Origin of the sequence: Vreelandella sulfidaeris (assembly GCF_042429665.1) — a bacterium.
Taxonomy (GTDB): Bacteria; Pseudomonadota; Gammaproteobacteria; order Pseudomonadales; family Halomonadaceae; genus Vreelandella.
Map to the genome: position 1 here is coordinate 465,701 of NZ_JBHMAC010000013.1, position 18,822 is coordinate 484,522.

15 protein-coding genes are annotated in these 18,822 nt (G+C 55.7%); 11 read left to right on the plus strand and 4 right to left on the minus strand.

Annotated elements, in window-relative coordinates; translation table 11 throughout:
- The first annotated feature begins 15 nt into the window (after positions 1–15).
- Positions 16–1,290, plus strand: coding sequence for an O-acetylhomoserine aminocarboxypropyltransferase/cysteine synthase family protein (locus tag ACFFLD_RS16740; RefSeq protein ID WP_386042407.1), 1,275 nt, complete (start codon positions 16–18; stop codon positions 1,288–1,290).
- 78 nt (positions 1,291–1,368) lie between these two features.
- Here the strand turns inward: ACFFLD_RS16740 and speB are convergent, their stop codons facing one another.
- Positions 1,369–2,271, minus strand: a complete 903-nt coding sequence (speB, locus tag ACFFLD_RS16745; RefSeq protein ID WP_386042872.1) for an agmatinase — start codon at positions 2,269–2,271, stop codon at positions 1,369–1,371.
- A gap of 151 nt (positions 2,272–2,422) precedes the next feature.
- On the opposite strand from speB, the gene ACFFLD_RS16750 reads away from it, so the two are divergent.
- The 9 genes from ACFFLD_RS16750 (at position 2,423) to ACFFLD_RS16790 (ending at position 14,959) form a co-directional block, all read left to right on the plus strand.
- On the plus strand, positions 2,423–3,355 hold the full coding sequence (locus tag ACFFLD_RS16750) for a LysR family transcriptional regulator (RefSeq protein WP_386042409.1): 933 nt from the start codon (positions 2,423–2,425) through the stop codon (positions 3,353–3,355).
- 179 nt (positions 3,356–3,534) lie between these two features.
- Positions 3,535–5,106 carry a Re/Si-specific NAD(P)(+) transhydrogenase subunit alpha gene (locus ACFFLD_RS16755; protein ID WP_386042411.1) on the plus strand — a complete coding sequence of 524 codons (1,572 nt, stop codon included), beginning with the start codon at positions 3,535–3,537 and terminating at the stop codon, positions 5,104–5,106.
- Positions 5,107–5,122: 16 nt separating this feature from the next.
- Positions 5,123–6,565: an NAD(P)(+) transhydrogenase (Re/Si-specific) subunit beta gene (locus ACFFLD_RS16760; protein WP_386042413.1), complete on the plus strand. Its 1,443-nt coding sequence runs from the start codon at positions 5,123–5,125 to the stop codon at positions 6,563–6,565.
- A 165-nt stretch (positions 6,566–6,730) separates the two neighbouring features.
- Positions 6,731–8,497, plus strand: a complete 1,767-nt coding sequence (locus ACFFLD_RS16765; protein WP_386042415.1) for an ABC transporter transmembrane domain-containing protein — start codon at positions 6,731–6,733, stop codon at positions 8,495–8,497.
- A gap of 27 nt (positions 8,498–8,524) precedes the next feature.
- Entirely contained in the window at positions 8,525–9,529 is a 1,005-nt protein-coding gene (locus ACFFLD_RS16770; protein ID WP_386042417.1) for an aldo/keto reductase, read from the plus strand.
- Positions 9,530–9,722: 193 nt separating this feature from the next.
- The gene (gene katG / locus ACFFLD_RS16775; protein WP_386042420.1) at positions 9,723–11,876 is read left to right on the plus strand and encodes a catalase/peroxidase HPI; all 2,154 of its coding nucleotides are present in this window, start codon (positions 9,723–9,725) and stop codon (positions 11,874–11,876) included.
- 164 nt (positions 11,877–12,040) lie between these two features.
- The gene (locus ACFFLD_RS16780) at positions 12,041–13,090 is read left to right on the plus strand and encodes a hypothetical protein (protein WP_386042422.1); all 1,050 of its coding nucleotides are present in this window, start codon (positions 12,041–12,043) and stop codon (positions 13,088–13,090) included.
- A 191-nt stretch (positions 13,091–13,281) separates the two neighbouring features.
- Positions 13,282–13,470: a hypothetical protein gene (locus tag ACFFLD_RS16785; protein WP_386042424.1), complete on the plus strand. Its 189-nt coding sequence runs from the start codon at positions 13,282–13,284 to the stop codon at positions 13,468–13,470.
- On the plus strand, positions 13,463–14,959 hold the full coding sequence (locus ACFFLD_RS16790; RefSeq protein WP_386042426.1) for a sodium:solute symporter family protein: 1,497 nt from the start codon (positions 13,463–13,465) through the stop codon (positions 14,957–14,959). The genes ACFFLD_RS16785 and ACFFLD_RS16790 overlap by 8 nt, the downstream gene beginning before the upstream one ends.
- Before the next feature lie 79 nt (positions 14,960–15,038).
- Here the strand turns inward: ACFFLD_RS16790 and ACFFLD_RS16795 are convergent, their stop codons facing one another.
- Genes ACFFLD_RS16795 through ACFFLD_RS16805 form a run of 3 tightly spaced genes read right to left on the minus strand, consistent with a single transcriptional unit; the run spans position 15,039 to position 17,451 of the window.
- Positions 15,039–15,989, minus strand: a complete 951-nt coding sequence (locus tag ACFFLD_RS16795) for a 5-oxoprolinase subunit C family protein (RefSeq protein WP_386042428.1) — start codon at positions 15,987–15,989, stop codon at positions 15,039–15,041.
- Positions 15,986–16,684 (minus strand): 5-oxoprolinase subunit B family protein, encoded by a 699-nt coding sequence (locus tag ACFFLD_RS16800; RefSeq protein WP_386042873.1) that lies wholly within the window; start codon positions 16,682–16,684, stop codon positions 15,986–15,988. Before ACFFLD_RS16800 ends, ACFFLD_RS16795 begins: the two co-directional genes overlap by 4 nt.
- A gap of 14 nt (positions 16,685–16,698) precedes the next feature.
- Positions 16,699–17,451, minus strand: a complete 753-nt coding sequence (locus tag ACFFLD_RS16805) for a 5-oxoprolinase subunit PxpA (RefSeq protein ID WP_386042430.1) — start codon at positions 17,449–17,451, stop codon at positions 16,699–16,701.
- A 355-nt stretch (positions 17,452–17,806) separates the two neighbouring features.
- On the opposite strand from ACFFLD_RS16805, the gene ACFFLD_RS16810 reads away from it, so the two are divergent.
- Complete coding sequence (locus ACFFLD_RS16810) at positions 17,807–18,790, plus strand: LysR family transcriptional regulator (protein ID WP_386042432.1); 984 nt, start codon at positions 17,807–17,809, stop codon at positions 18,788–18,790.
- The last annotated feature ends 32 nt before the right edge of the window (positions 18,791–18,822 follow it).

An 18,822-nucleotide genomic window follows, 5' to 3' on the forward strand; every position in this document is an offset into this window, starting at 1 on the left:
TAGCGAGTCATTCCCATGAGGCCAGAAACCATTGCCCTCCACCATGGTTATTCACCAGATTCACAAAACGCGGTTGCCGTACCCATTCACCAAACCACATCTTTTTCATTCGATAATGCGCAGCATGCGGCGGATCTCTTTGACCTTAAAGTCGAAGGAAACATTTACTCGCGCATTATGAACCCGACCTGCGCCGTGCTTGAGCAGCGGGTAGCCGCGCTGGAGGGAGGCATTGCCGGATTGGCTGTCGCTTCTGGGATGGCGGCAATTACCTATGCGATCCAGACCATTGCTGAAGCGGGCGATAATATTGTCTCGATCAGTGAGCTGTATGGCGGTACCTATAACCTGTTTGCCCACACTTTGCCGCGCCAAGGCATTCAGGTGCGCTTTGCGGATAAAGACGATATTGACGGCCTAGAAGCACTGATTGATGAGCGTACCAAAGCGGTTTTCTGTGAAAGTATTGGTAACCCATCGGGTGGGGTCGTCGACCTGGCAAGACTCGCCGAGGTGGCGCATCGCCATGGGGTTCCGGTGATGGTCGATAACACCACAGCTACGCCATTCTTATGCCGTCCCATTGAGCATGGAGCGGATGTTGTCGCTCACTCCGCGACTAAATATATCGGCGGCCACGGCACCACGGTGGGTGGTGTGATTGTTGATTCGGGCACCTTTCCCTGGGCTGAGCATGCCAACCGCTTCCCGTTACTTAACGAGCCTGACATCTCCTATCATGGCGTTAGTTATACCCGTGATGTGGGCGATGCGGCCTTTATTGCCCGTGCCCGAGTGGTGCCATTACGTAACATGGGGGCAGCGCTCTCTGCCCAAGCGGCCTGGAACCTGCTCCAGGGCCTGGAGACACTCTCGCTGCGTATCGAACGGATCTGCGCTAACGCTTTAGCCGTTGCCAATCATTTGCAGCGTCATCCGTTAGTCACCTGGGTGCACTATGCAGGTTTGGAGAGTCATCCCGATCATGGCCTGGCGCGACGCTATATGAACGGCCATGCCTCGGGAATCCTTAGCTTTGGTATTGAAGGCGGTCAGGCTGCTGGAGAGCGCTTCTACGACGCGCTGGCGCTGATCCTGCGCCTCGTGAATATCGGCGATGCTAAAAGCTGCTCTTCCATTCCCGCCTCTACCACACACCGCCAGCTCAACGAGCAGGAGTTAAAGGCCGCTGGGGTCACGCCGGATATGGTGCGCCTGTCGATCGGCATTGAGCATATCGACGATCTGCTGGCGGATATCGATCAAGCGCTAGCGGCCTCTCAAGGGTAGCCTGTTTCGCCTCGGCCATCTCAATACCGTAAGCCTTGAGATGGCCGAGCTGCTAATGGCGCACTGAACGAGGAGCCATCACGCCTTTTTAGATGCTGCCAGCGTATACAAGAACTCCAACGCTAAGGTGGCAGCGGCAAGCGAGGTGATGTCGCCGTGATCGTAGGCGGGATTCACTTCCACGACATCCATGCCAATGAGATCCATGCCCACCATGCCACGAATGACTTTCAGCATTAGGTCGGTGGACATACCGCCGCAGACCGGGGTGCCTGTGCCGGGGGCGTAAGCGGGGTCAAGGCCGTCGATATCCAGCGTGACGTAGGCGGGGTGATGGCCCACCCGGGCGCGAATCTTTTCGAGCACCGCTTTGGGGCCGTTATCGTTTACCCAGTCGGCATCCAGCACTTCATAGGGATGGTTGTGGCGGTCGTAGCTGGTGCGAATGCCAATTTGCAGGGAGTGTTCGGGCACGACCAAACCTTCTTTTAAGGCGTGGTGAAAAATGGTGCCGTGATCAAAACGCGTGCCTTGCTCATAGGTGTCGGTGTGAGCGTCAAAATGAATCAGTGCCAGCGGGCCGTGCTCGCGGGCGTGAGCGCGCAGCAGCGGTAGGCTGATGTAGTGATCACCGCCCAGCGTCAGCATCTTTTTACCCGCGCTCAACCAGCGGTTGGCATGATTTTCCAGATTGTCGACCAGGCTTTCGGGTTCGCCATAGGCATAATCAACGTTGCCTGCATCACACACCTGAAGCCGCTCTTCTAACGCGAAGTCCCAGGGCCAACGCTTGCCTTCCCAAATTAAATTGGCAGTGCTTTGGCGAATGGCATTGGGCCCCATACGAGTGCCTGAGCGGCCGGAGCAAGCCAGATCAAACGGCACACCACTTACCACTACCTCAGCATCGGTTGCCTTGGGATCAGTTGCTTTCGCTACGTTCATAAAGGTAGAGATTACATCGCCATAAAGGCTAGGCATCGTTGGTGTGGCGTTTAGTGGGTGGGTCACCGGTGTGTGTCTCCTGATCGGGTAGTGAATCACTAATGAGCGCAGACAATAAAGAATGTTTGGTGATAAATTAAATGAATGTTTAGAATTTGAGCATTCATGATATGAATGATGGGTGGCTATGCGATCACTACGCTATTTCGACTTGAATCTGCTGCTGGTATTTGAAGCGCTGATGCGTGAACGTCACGTGACAAGAGCGGCGGAAACTCTCTATTTAAGCCAGCCTGCGCTGAGTCATGCGCTCAAACGGCTGCGAGAATCACTGGAAGACCCGTTGCTTGTGCGCACTGAAAGCGGTATGCAACCCACCCCTCGAGCGTTAGAGCTACAGCCTATTGTGCAACAGGCCCTGGAGCTACTGCGGCAAGGCCTGGCGCCGCCAGCGGCTTTCTCACCCGCCACCAGCAAACGGCGTTTTACACTGGCAACGACCGATTACTTTGAAGAAGTGATGTATCCCCCTTTTCTTAGTCAGTTGCTGGCTTATGCACCAGACATCAGCTTTTCAATCGAGCTGATTACTCCCGACGTACTGAGTGAGGGGCTTGAACAGCGCCAAATCGATATGGTGGTAGGCCTGGATCATCAGCGCGTGCTTCCCAGCGGTGTGATGCAGATGCCCTGGATGGAGGAGGAACTGGTCTGCTTGGCTGCTACCCATAATGATCGCGTGGGTGACGCGCTGGATATTGGACAGTTTGCCCGCGAGCTCCATGTAGAACTGGCCGATATTAGCGGTCTGCGGTCGAGCAATATCGATAGTGGCTTAGCTCAACAAGGCTTAACACGTAGGGTAATATCAAAAAACCTCAACTATATTGCTGCAGCCAGGGTGGTGGCGCTAACAGAAGCGATCATGACGCTCCCACGGCAAATGGCTGAACGGTTCGTCGCTATGCTACCGGTGCGTTTGGTAGAGCCGCCCAAGGAGCTACCAACATTGAAAATGACGCTGATTCAGCATGAGCTATATGCTAACGATCCCGATAATGCCTGGCTCAATAAGGCGCTTATTGATTTTGCTCAAGGGTTTAGGCATCAGGTTAGCTGACATCTCGATTAAGCTGTGTTGTAGTTAAACAACCCAATTGAATCAAAGGTTGAATAGTATCAAGCAGGTATGGCGTTAGATCCTAGACTGCTGGCAGGCGTGTGTGTCGCGTCAAAAAGTAGGCAGTGTTCAATAACTTAGCAGCGACGCTGCAGGACAATTAATAAGGGAGAACGCGAGTGAAAATAGGTGCCCCGAAAGAGAGTGCCCGGGGGGAAGCGCGTGTCGCGCTAACCCCTGAGAGCGCAAAACAGATTCAGAAGCTAGGTCACGAATGCCTGGTGGAGACTGGCGCTGGCCTGGCGGCGGGCTTTAATGACGACACTTATCGTGATGCTGGCGTAACCGTAGTCGAGAGTACCGATGTGCTCTGGCGCGACGCTGAGGTGGTCATTAAAGTCCGCGAGCCCTCTGAAGAAGAGGCCGAGCGGCTGCGTGAAGGGCAAACGCTGATTGCCTTCTTCTGGCCTGCGCAAAACGAAGCGCTGTTGGAAAAATGTAAAGCCCAGGGTGCCACCGTTATTGCGATGGACATGGTGCCACGTATCTCGCGTGCCCAGAAGATGGATGCGCTCTCTTCCATGGCCAATATTGCCGGCTACCGCGCGGTCATCGAGGCGGGCAATAACTTTGGTCGCTTTTTCACCGGCCAGGTAACGGCAGCGGGCAAAGTGCCCCCAGCTAAAGTGCTGGTGATTGGCGCTGGCGTGGCGGGGTTGGCCGCGATTGGTACCGCCACCAGCCTGGGCGCGGTAGTGCGTGCTTTTGACGTGCGCCCTGAGGTGTCAGAGCAGATCGAGTCCATGGGGGCAGAGTTTCTGTTCCTTGACTTTGAAGATAGCCAGGATGGCTCTGAAAGTGGTGGCTACGCGTCGCCATCAAGCCCAGAGTTCCGTGAGAAGCAGCTTGAATGTTTCCGCGAACAGGCCGCCGATGTGGATATCGTCATCACCACGGCATTGATCCCAGGCAAACCGGCGCCGAAGCTATGGCTTGAGGATATGGTCGCGGCCATGAAGCCAGGCTCAGTGATCATCGACCTGGCCGCTGAAAAGGGCGGCAACTGCGATTTGACCAAGCCTGATGAGCGCGTGGTGAGCGATAACGGCGTGGTGGTGGTCGGTTACACCGATTTCCCTTCGCGTATGGCCACCCAATCGTCGCTGCTCTATGCCACCAATATTCGGCATATGCTGACCGATCTAACGCCTGAGAAAGAGGGTGTGATCGATCACAATATGGACGATGATGTTATCCGTGGCGCCACGGTGACCCACCAGGGCGAGATCACCTTCCCGCCACCGCCGCCCAAAGTAAAAGCCATTGGGGCCTCCAAACCGAAGAAGAAAGAAAAAGAGCCCACGCCAGAAGAGAAAAAAGCGGCTGAACTAGCCACCTTTAAAGCACAAACCAAACGCCAGGTAAGCATGCTCGCCATTGGTGGTGTGGTCATGCTGTTACTGGGCCAGGTGGCGCCAGCCTCCTTTATGCAACACTTCATCGTGTTTGTGTTGGCCTGCTTTATCGGCTTCCAGGTGATTTGGAAAGTGAGCCATTCGCTGCATACGCCGTTGATGGCGGTCACCAATGCGATCTCGGGCATCATTATTTTGGGGGCGATCCTACAGATTGGCTCCGGCAGCTTCGTGGTCGGTGTGCTGGCGTCGATCTCGGTACTTATTGCGTCAATCAATATCGTGGGTGGCTTCCTGGTGACACGCCGGATGCTGGCCATGTTCCAAAAATCCTAAGCGGCGGAGAGACGATATGTTGAGTCAAGGATTCGTATCTGCCGCGGCAATCGCGGCGAGCGTACTGTTTATTCTGTCGCTGGGCGGCTTGAGTAATCAGGAGAAAGCCAAACGGGCCGTGTGGTACGGCATTATCGGCATGGCGGTAGCCGTGTTGTTCACTGCTTTTGGCCCCGGTATCGGTGGCTACTGGTGGCTGATCCCGATGATGCTGATCGGCGCGGGTATCGGCGCCTATGTGGCGGGCAAGGTCGAAATGACCGAAATGCCCCAGCTAGTGGCAGCGCTACATAGCTTTGTCGGCTTGGCGGCCGTATTTGTTGCCTGGAGCGCTGATTTGGAGCGTCGCCGGGTCATGGCCGCGCGGGCCGCAGAGGCATCGTTGGATCAGTTCTCCGCGTTTGCGGCGCTGGTGGCGACCAAAGCCCCCGACGAGCTGATGTTTCTACAAGTTGAGGTGGTACTGGGCATCTTTATCGGTGCCGTCACCTTTACGGGCTCGGTGATTGCCTTTGGCAAGCTGGCGGGCAAGGTCGATGGCAAACCGCGTCAACTGCCCGGTGGGCATATGCTTAACGCGGGGGCGGCGGTGCTGTCGCTGCTACTGGCGATTTTGTACATCAACGGTGCTGGTTTCTGGACGCTGCTGGTGCTTGCTCTGCTTGCCTTCTTTATCGGTTATCACCTGATCATGGGCATTGGCGGTGCCGATATGCCGGTGGTGGTGTCGATGCTGAATAGCTACTCTGGCTGGGCGGCCGCCGCCATTGGCTTTACGCTCTCCAATGACCTGCTGATTGTGACCGGTGCGCTGGTAGGGTCATCGGGTGCCATCCTCTCTTACATCATGTGTAAGGCGATGAACCGCAACTTCGTTAATGTCATTCTAGGCGGCTTTGGCGGAAGCACTGGGCCTGCGGCCGAGATCGAAGGCGAGCAGGTAGCCATTGATGCTGGCGGCGTAGCGAGTGCGCTAAACGATGCGGACAGTGTGATCATCGTGCCGGGGTACGGCATGGCCGTTGCGCAGGCGCAAAGTGCGGTCAGCGACTTGGTGCGTAAGCTGCGCGCAGCAGGCAAAGAGGTGCGCTTTGGTATTCACCCGGTCGCGGGGCGTTTGCCTGGGCATATGAACGTACTGCTGGCGGAAGCCAAAGTGCCTTACGACATTGTATTGGAGATGGATGAAATCAATGATGATTTTGCCACTACCGACGTGGTGATCGTCATCGGCTCCAACGACATTGTTAACCCGGCGGCCCAGGAAGACCCCAATAGCCCGATCGCCGGTATGCCGGTCTTGAAAGTATGGGAAGCCAAGCAGGTATTTGTCAGCAAGCGCGGTCAGGGCACTGGTTACTCAGGTATCGAAAACCCGTTGTTCTTTAAAGAGAACACCCGCATGTTTTATGGCGATGCCCGAGAAAGCCTGAATACGCTGTTGCCTATGATTGATTAGGTTTACGCGTCGTTAGCCATTAACGACTGCGTAATTCAGACTAAAGCCCGCGAGAGATCGTGGGCTTTTTTAGTTATGGTTAACCGCCTTCTCACGCGTAGGCTGCATGCACTCACCACTCCTGCTATGGTCGAAGTCCCACTATCGTGTTGAGCACTCCTTACTATGAATCAACGCCCTAATCCCCGCGTGCTGTTGCGCCTGCTGGGGCTGCTGCGTCCGTATCGGCTCCGGTTAGTCCTCGCTGGCTTAGCGCTGTTATTGGCATCAGGAAGCGTGCTGTTGCTGGGTAATGGACTGCGTCTGGTGATCGACCATGGTTTCCTCGATACAGACAAACAGGCGTTAGCACAAACGCTGGTGATGATGCTCGGGGTAGTGGCGGTGTTGGCGATAGCCTCAGCGCTACGCTATTACCTGGTGAGCTGGATTGGCGAACGTCTGGCCGCCGACCTTCGTCAGCGCGTGTTTGACCATTTGCTCACGCTTGAGCCGAGTTTTTTTGAGAGTGCCAGTGACGGCCGCGCCGCGGGTGAGATCGCCTCACGGCTGACAGCGGATACCAGCGTACTGCAGAGCCTTTTTGGCTCGTCGGTGTCGCTGGCGCTGCGCAACCTGGTCATGCTGACGGGTGCTGTGGTGCTGATGCTGGTGACACAACCGTGGCTATCGGCCATGGTATTGATCGGCATTCCCGCCACGCTTTTGCCGATCGTCTGGTATGGCCGTCGGGTGCGGCGGTTGTCGCGTACCAGCCAAGACCGTGTGGCCGAGCTTGGGCGCTATGCCGAAGAGGCCCTTAGCGGTATTCAAACTCTCCAGGCGTTTACCCACGAAAGTGTCAATAAAGACCACTATGGACAGCGTGTGGAGCAGGCGTTTGGCAGCGCCGTGGAGCGTACCCAGCAGCGTGCCTGGTTGACCGGCATCGCCATGCTGGTGGTGTTTACCGCCGTTGGGCTAATGCTGTGGCAGGGCGGTCAGGCGGTGCTGGCCGGAACCATGAGCGCGGGTGAACTCTCTGCGTTTATTTTCTATGCCGTATTGGCAGCCGGGGCGATCGCCACGCTGGCTGAAGTGGCAGGCGATGTGCAGCGCGCTGCGGGAGCGGCAGAACGGTTGTTGGAACTGCTCGACACTCAGCCCGCCATCCAATCGCCCTCCACGCCCCACACCCTACCTCATCCTCTGCGAGGAGACATTAAGCTAGAAAACGTTAGCTTTACCTACCCAGGCCGGGAAACGCTGGCGCTTGCCGGGTTTGATCTGCATATTCAACCAGGGGAGCGGGTGGCGATCGTGGGACCGTCGGGGGCGGGGAAAAGCACTCTTTTGTCACTACTGCTGCGCTTTTATGACCCAAGCCAAGGCCGCATTACCCTTGATGGCAGTGATATCCGCACGCTAGACCTGACCGCCTTGCGCGAGGCGATGGGTCTCGTCGCCCAAGAACCGGTGCTGTTTAGCGGTTCAGTGGCTGATAATCTGCGCTATGGCGACCCGCTTGCTGATGAGGATCGATTGCGTGTCGTCAGCCAGGATGCCAGCGCGCTGGATTTTATTGAGGCGCTGCCTCAAGGCTTTGATACGCCGCTGGGCCCTGGCGGTGTCCAGCTTTCCGGTGGCCAACGCCAGCGGCTCGCTATTGCCCGGGCGCTGCTTAAAAATCCGGCAGTGTTATTGCTGGATGAGGCCACCAGTGCGCTGGATGCAGAAAGTGAGAGACTGGTTCAGCAGGCGCTGGATCGGTTGATGGTGGGGCGCACCAGTATCGTGATTGCCCATCGGCTCGCGACAGTGATTGCCGCGGACCGTCTGTTGGTACTTGAAGGAGGACATCTGGTGGCCGTGGGCACGCACGCTGAACTCTTGCACAGCAGTCCGCTGTATCGTCATTTAGCCGCGCTACAGTTCGGTGGTGACACGTTCTAAACTGATTTTTCAAAGATGGGGATTTCAATGTCGAGTTTTCTTCAGCGTCTTCAAGCCGTTAACGCCCCTTCGATAGGGCTTGGCTGTATGAACCTCTCTCACGGCTACGGCAGTATGGTGCCGGAAAACAGAGCACTGCGGGTGCTGGATGAAGCGTTTGAGCTGGGCTATCGCCACTTTGATACCGCCACACTGTATGGCGCGACCGTCAATGAGCGTGTGGTAGGGCGTGCGCTTGAAGATAAGCGAGATCAGCTCTTGCTGGCCAGTAAATGCGGCTTGGCCATAGACCCCGAGTCGGGCAAGCGGGTGATTGATGGTCGTCCGGATACGCTACGTAAACAGTGTGAAGCGAGCCTTGAAAGGCTGCGCACCGACCATTTGGATCTTTATTACCTGCACCGGATGGATCGGCAAGTGCCGATTGAAGAGAGTGTCGGGGCGCTTGGGCGGCTGGTCGAAGAGGGTAAAATTGGCGGCGTGGGGCTTTCAGAAATTTCCGCCGCCACGCTGCGCCGGGCGGTAGCCGAATACCCGATCGCCGCCGTGCAGTCAGAATACTCGCTGTGGACGCGTAACCCCGAAATTGCGCTGCTAAATGCGTGCCGCGAAGCGGGCACCACCCTGGTGGCGTTTAGCCCCTTGGGGCGCGGTTTCCTAGCGGGTGCGGTTAACGATCCAGAGCGCCTGGAAGAGGGCGATATGCGCCGTAATATGCCGCGTTTCAGCGCCGAGAACTACCCCCACAATCAAGCGCTATTTGGCCACTTAGCAGCGTTGGCGCAGGCCTTGAGCGTAACGCCTGGACAACTGGCACTGGCGTGGCTTAAGGCAAAAGGCGGCGATATTGCTCCCATTCCGGGTACCCGCTCCGTTGATCATATGCGCGAAAACCTAGCGGCTGAAACGCTCGTGCTGGATGCTGCCACCATGACGCAACTTGACACCATGATGACACCCGACCAGGTCGCCGGTGCTCGCTACAGCGACGCGCAGCAGGCTGATATAGATACTGAGGAGTTCAGCGTTTAATGCTGATGGTTAAAAGCTATTAGCCTAGTCGCAAAAAGCAAATTGTGACTATTACCGTTCTGCTTTAAAAAGTACCAAGTTAATGATGCGTCGGTATTAGTACGAACGACAACGTACCGGATGCTCAACGTCAGTTGATTTGGTCGCGATTCACTCATCGCTACCGATAAAAAAGCAATAAGGGGAAAGCGTAATGAGCGGTAAATGTCCTGTCATGCATGGTGGCAACACGTCTACGGGTACCACAAACAAGGATTGGTGGCCTGAAGGAATCGATCTGGATATCTTGCATCAGCATGATCGCAAATCCAGCCCGATGGATCCTGATTTTAACTACCGCGAAGAGGTCAGAAAGCTCGACTTTGCCGCCCTCAAGCAAGACGTTCATGCCCTGATGACCGACAGCCAGTCGTGGTGGCCGGCTGACTGGGGCCACTACGGCGGCTTGATGATTCGCATGGCATGGCACTCGGCGGGCACCTACCGTCTTGCTGACGGCCGTGGCGGCGGCGGTACCGGCAGTCAGCGGTTTGCCCCGCTCAACTCCTGGCCTGATAACGTCAGCCTTGATAAAGCGCGACGCTTGCTGTGGCCGATCAAGAAAAAATATGGCAACAAGATTAGCTGGGCCGACCTTATGATTCTGGCGGGCACCGTCGCTTACGAATCCATGGGGCTACCTTCTTATGGTTTCTCATTTGGCCGTATCGACGTTTGGCACCCGGAAAAGGATATTTACTGGGGCGACGAAAAAGTGTGGCTGGCGCCTTCCGACGAGCGTTATGGCGACGTCGAAAAGCCGGAAACCATGGAAAACCCACTCGCTTCCGTGCAGATGGGGCTTATCTACGTTAACCCCGAAGGCGTTAACGGCCAGCCTGATCCGCTGAAAACCGGCCAGCAAGTGCGCGAAACCTTTGCCCGTATGGCGATGAACGACGAAGAAACCGCGGCGCTCACGGCGGGTGGTCACACCGTTGGTAAGTGCCACGGTAACGGTGACGCGGCAGCGCTGAGTGCAGAGCCAGAAGCCTCTGACGTTGAAAACCAGGGCTTTGGTTGGGGGAACCCGACCATGAATGGCAAGGCAAGCAATGCCATTACCTCCGGCATTGAAGGTGCCTGGACCACTAACCCGACCCAATTTGATATGGGCTACTTTGATCTGCTCTTCGGCTATGAGTGGGAACTGACAAAGAGTCCGGCAGGTGCTTTCCAGTGGGAGCCTGTCAATATCAAAGAAGAAGACAAGCCGGTCGACGCCAGCGACCCGTCTATTCGCCACAATCCGATCATGACCGATGCGGATATGGCGATGAAGATGGACCCGACCTACCGGGCAATCTGCGAAAAATTCATGGCGGACCCGGAGTACTTCAAAACCACGTTCGCTAAAGCATGGTTCAAGCTGACTCACCGTGACCTAGGGCCTAAATCACGTTATATCGGCCCGGAAGTACCCGCTGAAGATCTGATCTGGCAGGATCCTATTCCGGCGGGCAGCACCGACTATAGCGAAGAAGTCGTTAAGCAGAAGATTGCTGCAAGCGGGCTTAGCATCAGCGACATGGTCAGCACGGCGTGGGACAGCGCCCGCACTTACCGTGGTTCTGATATGCGCGGTGGGGCCAACGGAGCCCGTATTCGCCTGGCGCCCCAGCAGCAATGGGAAGGTAACGAACCGGCACGCCTCGCCGACGTATTGGCAGTATACGAGCAGATTGCCGCTGATACCGGCGCTAGTGTCGCCGATGTGATCGTGCTGGCGGGTAGCGTAGCGATTGAGAAAGCGGCCAAAGCAGCAGGCTATGACGTTCGCGTGCCTTTCCTGAAAGGGCGTGGCGATGCTACGGCAGAGATGACCGACGACGCCTCTTTTGAGCCTCTGGAACCGCTGGCGGATGGTTTCCGTAACTGGCAGAAGAAAGAGTATGTGGTAAAACCAGAAGAGCTATTGCTGGACCGCGCTCAACTGATGGGGCTGACAGGGCCGGAAATGGTCGTATTACTCGGCGGTATGCGCGTGCTAGGCACCAACCATGGTGGCACCAAGCATGGCGTATTCACTGACCGTGAAGGCCAACTGACCAATGACTTCTTCGTCAACCTGACGGACATGGGCAATACCTGGAAGCCGGTAGGTAGAAACACGTACGAGATTCGCGACCGTCAAACCGACACTGTGAAATGGACAGCCACGCGCGTTGATCTGGTGTTTGGCTCCAATTCTGTCCTGCGCTCCTACGCAGAGGTGTATGCCCAGGACGATAATGCTGAGAAGTTCGTAAAAGACTTTATCGCTGCCTGGACCAAAGTGATGAACGCGGATCGCTTCGACGTCGCCTAACCATCACGAAGCGTTACTTCCCTTGCTCAACCCGCATCGAAAGGTGCGGGTTTTTTCTTGGCATTGACTTCCCCCACGCTTCATTGAAAACATAACAGCCTGAATACAGGAGTTTTCCAGCATGGGCGTTGTCCATCGTTAGGATATTCCAAAGGAGTCACACGATGCAGAACGATAGGCAGCAAGCCAGAATTGTGCAGCAAGGCAGTATTCACTGTTTCCCCGTCGGCCTTCGCGATGAGCAGGGCAACCTCGTTAATGCCGAGGTGTCGGCGGTGATGTACGACGGTGAGCGGCTGTTGCTGGCCAGCGACAAGCCAATTCCCGGAGAGCATCGTTCTGCGGTCTTTGCCTTGCCGATGAGGGAGAATGGCCCCGATGACACGGCGCTTGAATATTTTACTACCCCGCTGATCAAGCGAGCGGTGAAGTATGAAGACTTCGCGTTAACCGCCGACGGTAAGCATGTATTGGCAACGACTGGGTTTGATCGCATCGATGACGTGACCCATGACCTGAATGCCTACAATCATTTATTAATCTGGCCGCTAGGAGAGCCGGATAAGGTGCAGGCGGTCGACCCTGATCCACGTGATGGCGTTGAAGGGTCGCTTGAGTTACGCAATAAGCTAAACCATGCGATTGGCTTTCCCTACTATAAGATAGAAGGCCTAGCTGCCGTGCCGGGCGAGCTCGGTGATGGCCTGCTGCTGTTTGGCGTGCGCGAGCAGGGGCAGCGGCACGACAACTTTTCCTATGTGTGTCGAGTCATCGGCGCCCACTACGTGGTGAACGCCTCCGGCAACCTCGAATTCCTTGATGAAATGCGTGAGCTCTACGCGTTTACTCCCACCGATCATAAAGAGGTGACAATAGCGTGCGGGCTATCGAGCCTGGAGTACGACCCCTATCACCACCGGCTTTACCTGATGACCAGCTTTGAAACAGAGGTGGATGGCGTTGAGCGTATAGGTGGTTATCTATGGTTAATGGCGCTAGATAACCTCACCACCGGTGAGCCCCCAGCCTTGATACATGGAGTGGATGACAGGCCACTTGAATTTGAGCACAAGGCAGAAGGGCTAGCGGTGCTGGATCATGAGCGCCTATTTGTGGTGTACGATAATGACCGCGAAATGGGTGTTGGCAGTATCGATGAACGTGATGAGCGCCATGCCAGCGAAGCGCTTTATACGCTATTGCATATGGAGTGAGGGGTCGTTACTAGCGACGCTCGGTAATTAACATCGTTAGTGAACTAAGGCACCCCATGTGAACTGACCCCAAACATTTGGGATACAGTTCACCAGGGTGTCTTTTTCGTTGGGATAGCCTATCGCTGATTTACACCAACCGTACCGCCACCAGATACTTCTCTTGCTAAGACAATAAAACGTGAGGATCTATGAAACGCAGTCGATGGATATGGCTAGTATGGGGCGTGGTTTTAATGTGCTATCTAGTGCCTTATACCCTGCTAGCCCATATTGCTACGTGGTATGGCAGCTTCTTGTTTTGGGGCTGTGCAGGGCTCGTTGTGATTGCTCTCAATGTGTTTATTACCATGGACTTTGAGGAGCATGACAATGACTGAGGCGCTCATATGGTGGTCCATTTCCATTTATATATTGATCGCGGTAGGGATTGCGATCATGTCGCGTCAAAGCCCGGCAGAAGGCGTTTCAGACAGCATGTCCGGCTACTTTCTGGGTAATCGGCGCATGAACGGCTTTGTCTCGGCGTTGAGCTACAGTGCCACTACTTATAGCGCGTTCATGATGGTGGGCTTGGCCGGTCTTACCTATGCAGGTGGTGTCGGCGCGCTTGGCTTCGAAATTGTCTATTTTGCCGGTGTTTCCCTGGTGGCTATTTTTGGGCCCCGGTTTTGGGCGGTAGGCAAAAAATTTGGCTTTGTAACACCTAGCGAGATGCTGGGCCACCGTTACAACAGCAAGTATGTGGCGATGGCGGTCTCTCTTGCCAGTTGCATCTTTCTGGTGCCTTACTCTGCGGTACAGTTGGCGGGCGTGGGGTATTTACTGCAGGGCGTCACCGATGGGGCGATTACCTTTACCACCGGTGTCGTGTTGGCCACCATCATCGCCATCTTTTTCTCTTATATTGCGGGAATACGCTCGGTCATGTGGACCGACTCGCTTCAAGCTATCATGATGATTGTGGCCTCGACGCTAGTGGCCTTTCTGGTCATTCAAGGGCTGGGCGGTTTTGGAGTATTGTTCGATACGCTCGCCACGGATCATCCTCAAGCGCTTACCGTACCAGGGCCTGGATTATTCAGCTTCGTCACCTTCTTAGGGCTTACCATTCCATGGTTCTTCTTTAGCCTTTCCAATCCTCAGGTCAGCCAACGATTGTTCATGCCTTCTTCGTTGCGCTCGATGCGGCACATGCTGATTGGGTTTCTAGTGTTTGGTTTTATCTACACGATGGTATCCGTGCTGTGGGGGTTCTCAGCCTTGGTTGCCTTTCCAGACCTGGAAAGCGCTGATTTGGCGACTCCGACCCTGCTGGGGTCGACGTTGGTACCGCCAGCGTTAGGCGTTATTGTGATGATCGGCATATTGGCTGCGGCTGTTTCTACCATCGATTCGATCATGTTGACGCTGGCCTCCATGGTATCCCGTGATGTTTATGCCAACGTTAAACCGAACGTTAGCGAAAAACGCCAACTGCTGGTGGGTAAATTGGTGGTACCCGTGATTGCGCTGATGGCGCTGGCTTTTGCCGAGCTACAGCTGGACCTGATTGCGGTATTGTCTGTGGCCGCCTCCTCTGGCCTGGTTGCGATGGTTCCCGCCCTTATCGGCGCTTTCTATTGGAAGCGTGGCACCGCGGCTGGCGCGCTGGTCAGTGTGGTGGGGGCCAGCGCCTTTGTACTGGTGATGTATGCGACGGGAAATTCTCTGCTGGGCCTGCCTGCTGGCGTCTGGGGGATCGTGGTCTCAAGTGTTCTCTTTATCGGTGTGAGTGTTGTCACTCGGCCCCACCACGCCTCCAGGGACGACTTTTTTACCGCTATCACTGAAGAACTGACTAAAAAACGCCGCGGTTTAGGTCGGTAGTGGCTCAAAACAATGATCGGAAGCGGCAATCGTTACGGTCAATCACCTACCTCAAAGCCCCCTAAGGGGCTTTTCAGGTTTAGCACCAAACCGTTAGCTGTTGTCGATAATCGGCCTGGGCTTGGCTGGCGCTAACGGGCGCTAGCCAGACCTTGGTGCCAGGCAGGCACTGGGCCAGGGTGGCGCAGGCGATGGGAGTAAGAGCGCCTAACCGTGGGTAGCCGCCAATTGTTTGGCGGTCATTCATCAGCACAATGGGTTGACCATCCGGCGGTATCTGTACGGCTCCTAGCGGAATACCTTCAGAAATAATGCCCGTCAGTGAGCTGTGCAGGGCCGGGCCGGTGAGCCGCACACCCATGCGGTCGGCGCGGGTATCTACTTCCCAAGGCTGGTTAAAGGCCTGAAACAGGGCACGTCCACTGAAAGAGGCGATCTGGGAGCCAAGGACGATAGGTAAGCGGCAGCCTGACACCGGCATGTATGGGCCTTGCCCCTCCGTCATCTGCCTAACCGCCGGTGCGACGCCTTGCCAGGTTAATCGGTCGCCTACTTGAAGCGGCTTGCCATCTTCGTGCAAACCGCCCAACTGTTCACGGGCGGTACAGGCGCGACTGCCCAACACTTCTGGCGCATTCAGTCCGCCGGGAAAGGCAAGATACGCGCGCAAGCCTTGGCGTGGCTGGCGAAACACTAGACGCTGGCCGGGTAGGAACTTGAAGCTTGTATTAGGCGCGAGAGGCTTGCCATCCACCTGGGCGTCTAGATCCGCCCCGGTTAGCGCTAACTGAACCTCGCGTTCGGTTTCAAAGCTTAAGCCACCACCCATCACAATCTCGAGAGCGGCGCTGTTTAACGTGTTACCCAGTAGCCAGTTAGCCCAGCGAAATGAAATCCAGTCGGCGGCCCCCCCTTGGGTGACCCCTAAATGGCGAACACCAAAGCGCCCAGCATCCTGAATTAACGCCAGCGGCCCAGCCTGTTTAACGACCATCCCCTGTTGTGCTTCATGCGTGGTGGTCAGGCTCATGGGCGCTCCTCCAGCGGCGTGGTATCGCCGCCGTCCGCTTCAAACTCAGCGCGGGAGATCGCTCTAAAGCGCACTTTGTCGCCGGGAAGAAAAAGCGGTTCGCCGCGCTTAGCGTACTCGAATAAGGGGACGTTGGTACGGCCCAGAATGTTCCAGCCCCCCGGCGAGAGCAGCGGATAAATCGCGGTTTGCCGGTCGGCAATGCCGACGCTGCCAGCGGCCACCTTGCGGCGCGGGGTTTTAAGGCGCGGCGTGGCGAGAGCGTCATCCACCAAGCCCATAAAGCCGTAGCCGGGCGCGAAGCCCAGCGCGAAGACGCAGTAGTCATGGTTGCAGTGCTGCTTAACCAGCTCATCAACACTTAAACCGGCACGCTTGGCGACCAGAGGCAGCTCAGGTCCCACGCTTTCGTCATACCACACAGGAATGTCATGCAATTCACCTGCTTGAGTATTCGCAGGGGCGAGGTCGGCAAGCGCTTTGTTGATCAGGCCGAGGGCCTCGGTGTGGTTTAACTGCTGGCAGTCGTATTGAAGTAGAAGCGTGGTGTAAGAGGGCACGAGATCAATCAATACCGCCCCAAAAGCACTACGTAGCGCTTGGTCGGCAGCTATCACCCAGGCCATATTAGTTTCGTCGATGGTGTCGAACAGGCGCACCATCAGCGCATCCATGGCAGCAATTTCAATGCGCATTTCAGTATCTTTTTTCACGCCTGCTCCAGGCTTTGAAAAGCCTTGCGAATAGCGCGCACGGCGGCCACGGACTCAGGATTGTCGCCATGCACGCAGAGCGTGTCGCAGGCTAACGGTAGCGGGGTACCATCGAGTGCGGTAAGCGGCTCTCCTTTGGCCAGCATGATCGCCTGGTTAACGATGGTGTCCTGGTCATGGTGTACGGCGTTGGGTAAACGCCGTGAGGCCAAGTGACCGTTGGCGTCATAAGCGCGATCGGCAAACGTCTCGAACCACAACGTAATGCCCAGCTTGGCGGCTAATTCGCGGTGCGGTTCAGGGTCCGCGGTGGACATCATCATCAGCGGTAAGCTGGAGTCATAAGCACGTACGGCACGCATCACGCCTTCCAGGAGCGCCGGGTTGGCGGCCATGTCGTTATACAGCGCACCGTGTGGCTTTATATAGCTCAGCTGGGTGCCTTCCGCTTGGCAAATGCCTGCCAGCGCACCGACCTGATAAAGCACCATGTCTTCCGCTTCTTGAGGCGAACACGCCATTGAGCGACGGCCAAAGCCCATCAAGTCCGGGTAGCCAGGGTGAGCGCCAATACGCACGTTATGCTGAGCCGCTAGCTTAACGGTACGTCGCATGACATGCGGGTCGGAAGCATGAAAACCACAAGCGATATTGGCGCAATCGACATAAGGCATTACCTCGGCATCTAGGCCAATAGACCAATTGCCAAAGCTTTCGCCCATATCGCAGTTGAGCAGGGGGATGTCCATGGCGACTCCTGTCGTTGATGCAAGGGGTACTTTTACTAGGCTGAAGCGGCAGTGTCATCCAGCAACAATATATGAACACGGCATGCTTAGTGCCAATCGTTTTTAACGATACTAATTATCGGGCTCTTCTATCATATTGTTATTTGGTGGAAAAATGGTTGACGCTTGGGCACGATACGCTTATCACAGTAGGGCTAGGCGTGATAATAACGTTGGTGAAATGACGCTGCCGGAGATGGTCTCGAAGTTGCATAGTTATCCGGTGATAACGAGCATTGCGTAGGCAACAGCAGGCTTTACATGTCGGCAATACGGCGCTTATTTACCTCAAAAAGTCATTTTTAGGCATGCCACTATGCTCGATTTTAAGGAACTTGAGGCGTTTGTCTGGGCGGTAAGGCTTGGCTCCTTCCGTAAGGCAGCGTCCCGTTTGCACCTTACTCAGCCTTCTGTTTCTGAGCGTATTTCGCGCTTGGAAACCACGGTGGGACAATTGCTCCTTGAACGCTCCGCCCGGCCCATCCAGCCCACTATGCGTGGCCGCGAGTTTTTTGTGCACGCTGAGCGTATGTTGCACCAACGTGATGAGGCGATGCAGCTGTTCGATAACGAAGAGGCATTTTCGGCGCCTCTGCGTCTTGGCACGATTGAAACTATTGCCCATAGCTGGTTTCCCGAGTTTATGCGTCGGCTCACTGAGCGGTATCCACGCCTGACCATCGAATTGACGGTCGATTACTCGCCAGTGCTTAACGAGCGGCTGCTGAGCAATGAGCTGGATATTGTATTGGCAATGAATGGCTATGCTCCGCAAAAGCAAATTGAGTTCGAATCGCTGAGCCCTTATGAAATGGGGATGTTTGTCTCTCCCCGGCACGCCACAATCGTGAGTGGCGATATTGCCAGTTGGGGTAAACAACTACCGTTCATTTCCTTTGGTAAACAGGCCCGACCCTATGTGGAACTGGTCGACTATTTGGCTGAACAGGGCTTGGCTAGCCCACGTATTCACAGTGTCAGTACGCTAATGACGATTGTATGCATGACCACTGAGGGGTTAGGGATCGGCGCCTTGCCGGTGGCTACCGTATTGGAAGAATGGCAGCGAGGGTCGCTGCACCGTCTCTCCTTACCGGTACCATTACCGGCGATGCACTATGATGCGATATGGCGTACCGCGAATCATCCACGCTTTTGCCGCAGCATTGCACGCTTGGCTCAGCAATGCGCCTGTCGTTACGCGCAAGATCGCCGCGGTGATATGGCGGCAGCCTGTTTCTCCGGACGCTGGGTACCCGCCCAGGTCCCTTCTACTACCACCAAAGCAACACTTCCCTAGACGCAACATACATCCAACTAATAGAAATAAGA

Bases quoted from the DNA above. Each gene is read 5' to 3' on its own strand.
- ACFFLD_RS16740 (WP_386042407.1), top strand. From the start codon at position 16: ATGAGGCCAGAAACCATTGCCCTCCACCATGGTTATTCACCAGATTCA.
- speB (WP_386042872.1), bottom strand. From the start codon at position 2,271: ATGCCTAGCCTTTATGGCGATGTAATCTCTACCTTTATGAACGTAGCG.
- ACFFLD_RS16750 (WP_386042409.1), top strand. From the start codon at position 2,423: ATGCGATCACTACGCTATTTCGACTTGAATCTGCTGCTGGTATTTGAA.
- ACFFLD_RS16760 (WP_386042413.1), top strand. From the start codon at position 5,123: ATGTTGAGTCAAGGATTCGTATCTGCCGCGGCAATCGCGGCGAGCGTA.
- ACFFLD_RS16765 (WP_386042415.1), top strand. From the start codon at position 6,731: ATGAATCAACGCCCTAATCCCCGCGTGCTGTTGCGCCTGCTGGGGCTG.
- ACFFLD_RS16770 (WP_386042417.1), top strand. From the start codon at position 8,525: ATGTCGAGTTTTCTTCAGCGTCTTCAAGCCGTTAACGCCCCTTCGATA.
- katG (WP_386042420.1), top strand. From the start codon at position 9,723: ATGAGCGGTAAATGTCCTGTCATGCATGGTGGCAACACGTCTACGGGT.
- ACFFLD_RS16780 (WP_386042422.1), top strand. From the start codon at position 12,041: ATGCAGAACGATAGGCAGCAAGCCAGAATTGTGCAGCAAGGCAGTATT.
- ACFFLD_RS16785 (WP_386042424.1), top strand. From the start codon at position 13,282: ATGAAACGCAGTCGATGGATATGGCTAGTATGGGGCGTGGTTTTAATG.
- ACFFLD_RS16790 (WP_386042426.1), top strand. From the start codon at position 13,463: ATGACTGAGGCGCTCATATGGTGGTCCATTTCCATTTATATATTGATC.
- ACFFLD_RS16795 (WP_386042428.1), bottom strand. From the start codon at position 15,989: ATGAGCCTGACCACCACGCATGAAGCACAACAGGGGATGGTCGTTAAA.
- ACFFLD_RS16800 (WP_386042873.1), bottom strand. From the start codon at position 16,684: ATGCGCATTGAAATTGCTGCCATGGATGCGCTGATGGTGCGCCTGTTC.
- ACFFLD_RS16805 (WP_386042430.1), bottom strand. From the start codon at position 17,451: ATGGACATCCCCCTGCTCAACTGCGATATGGGCGAAAGCTTTGGCAAT.
- ACFFLD_RS16810 (WP_386042432.1), top strand. From the start codon at position 17,807: ATGCTCGATTTTAAGGAACTTGAGGCGTTTGTCTGGGCGGTAAGGCTT.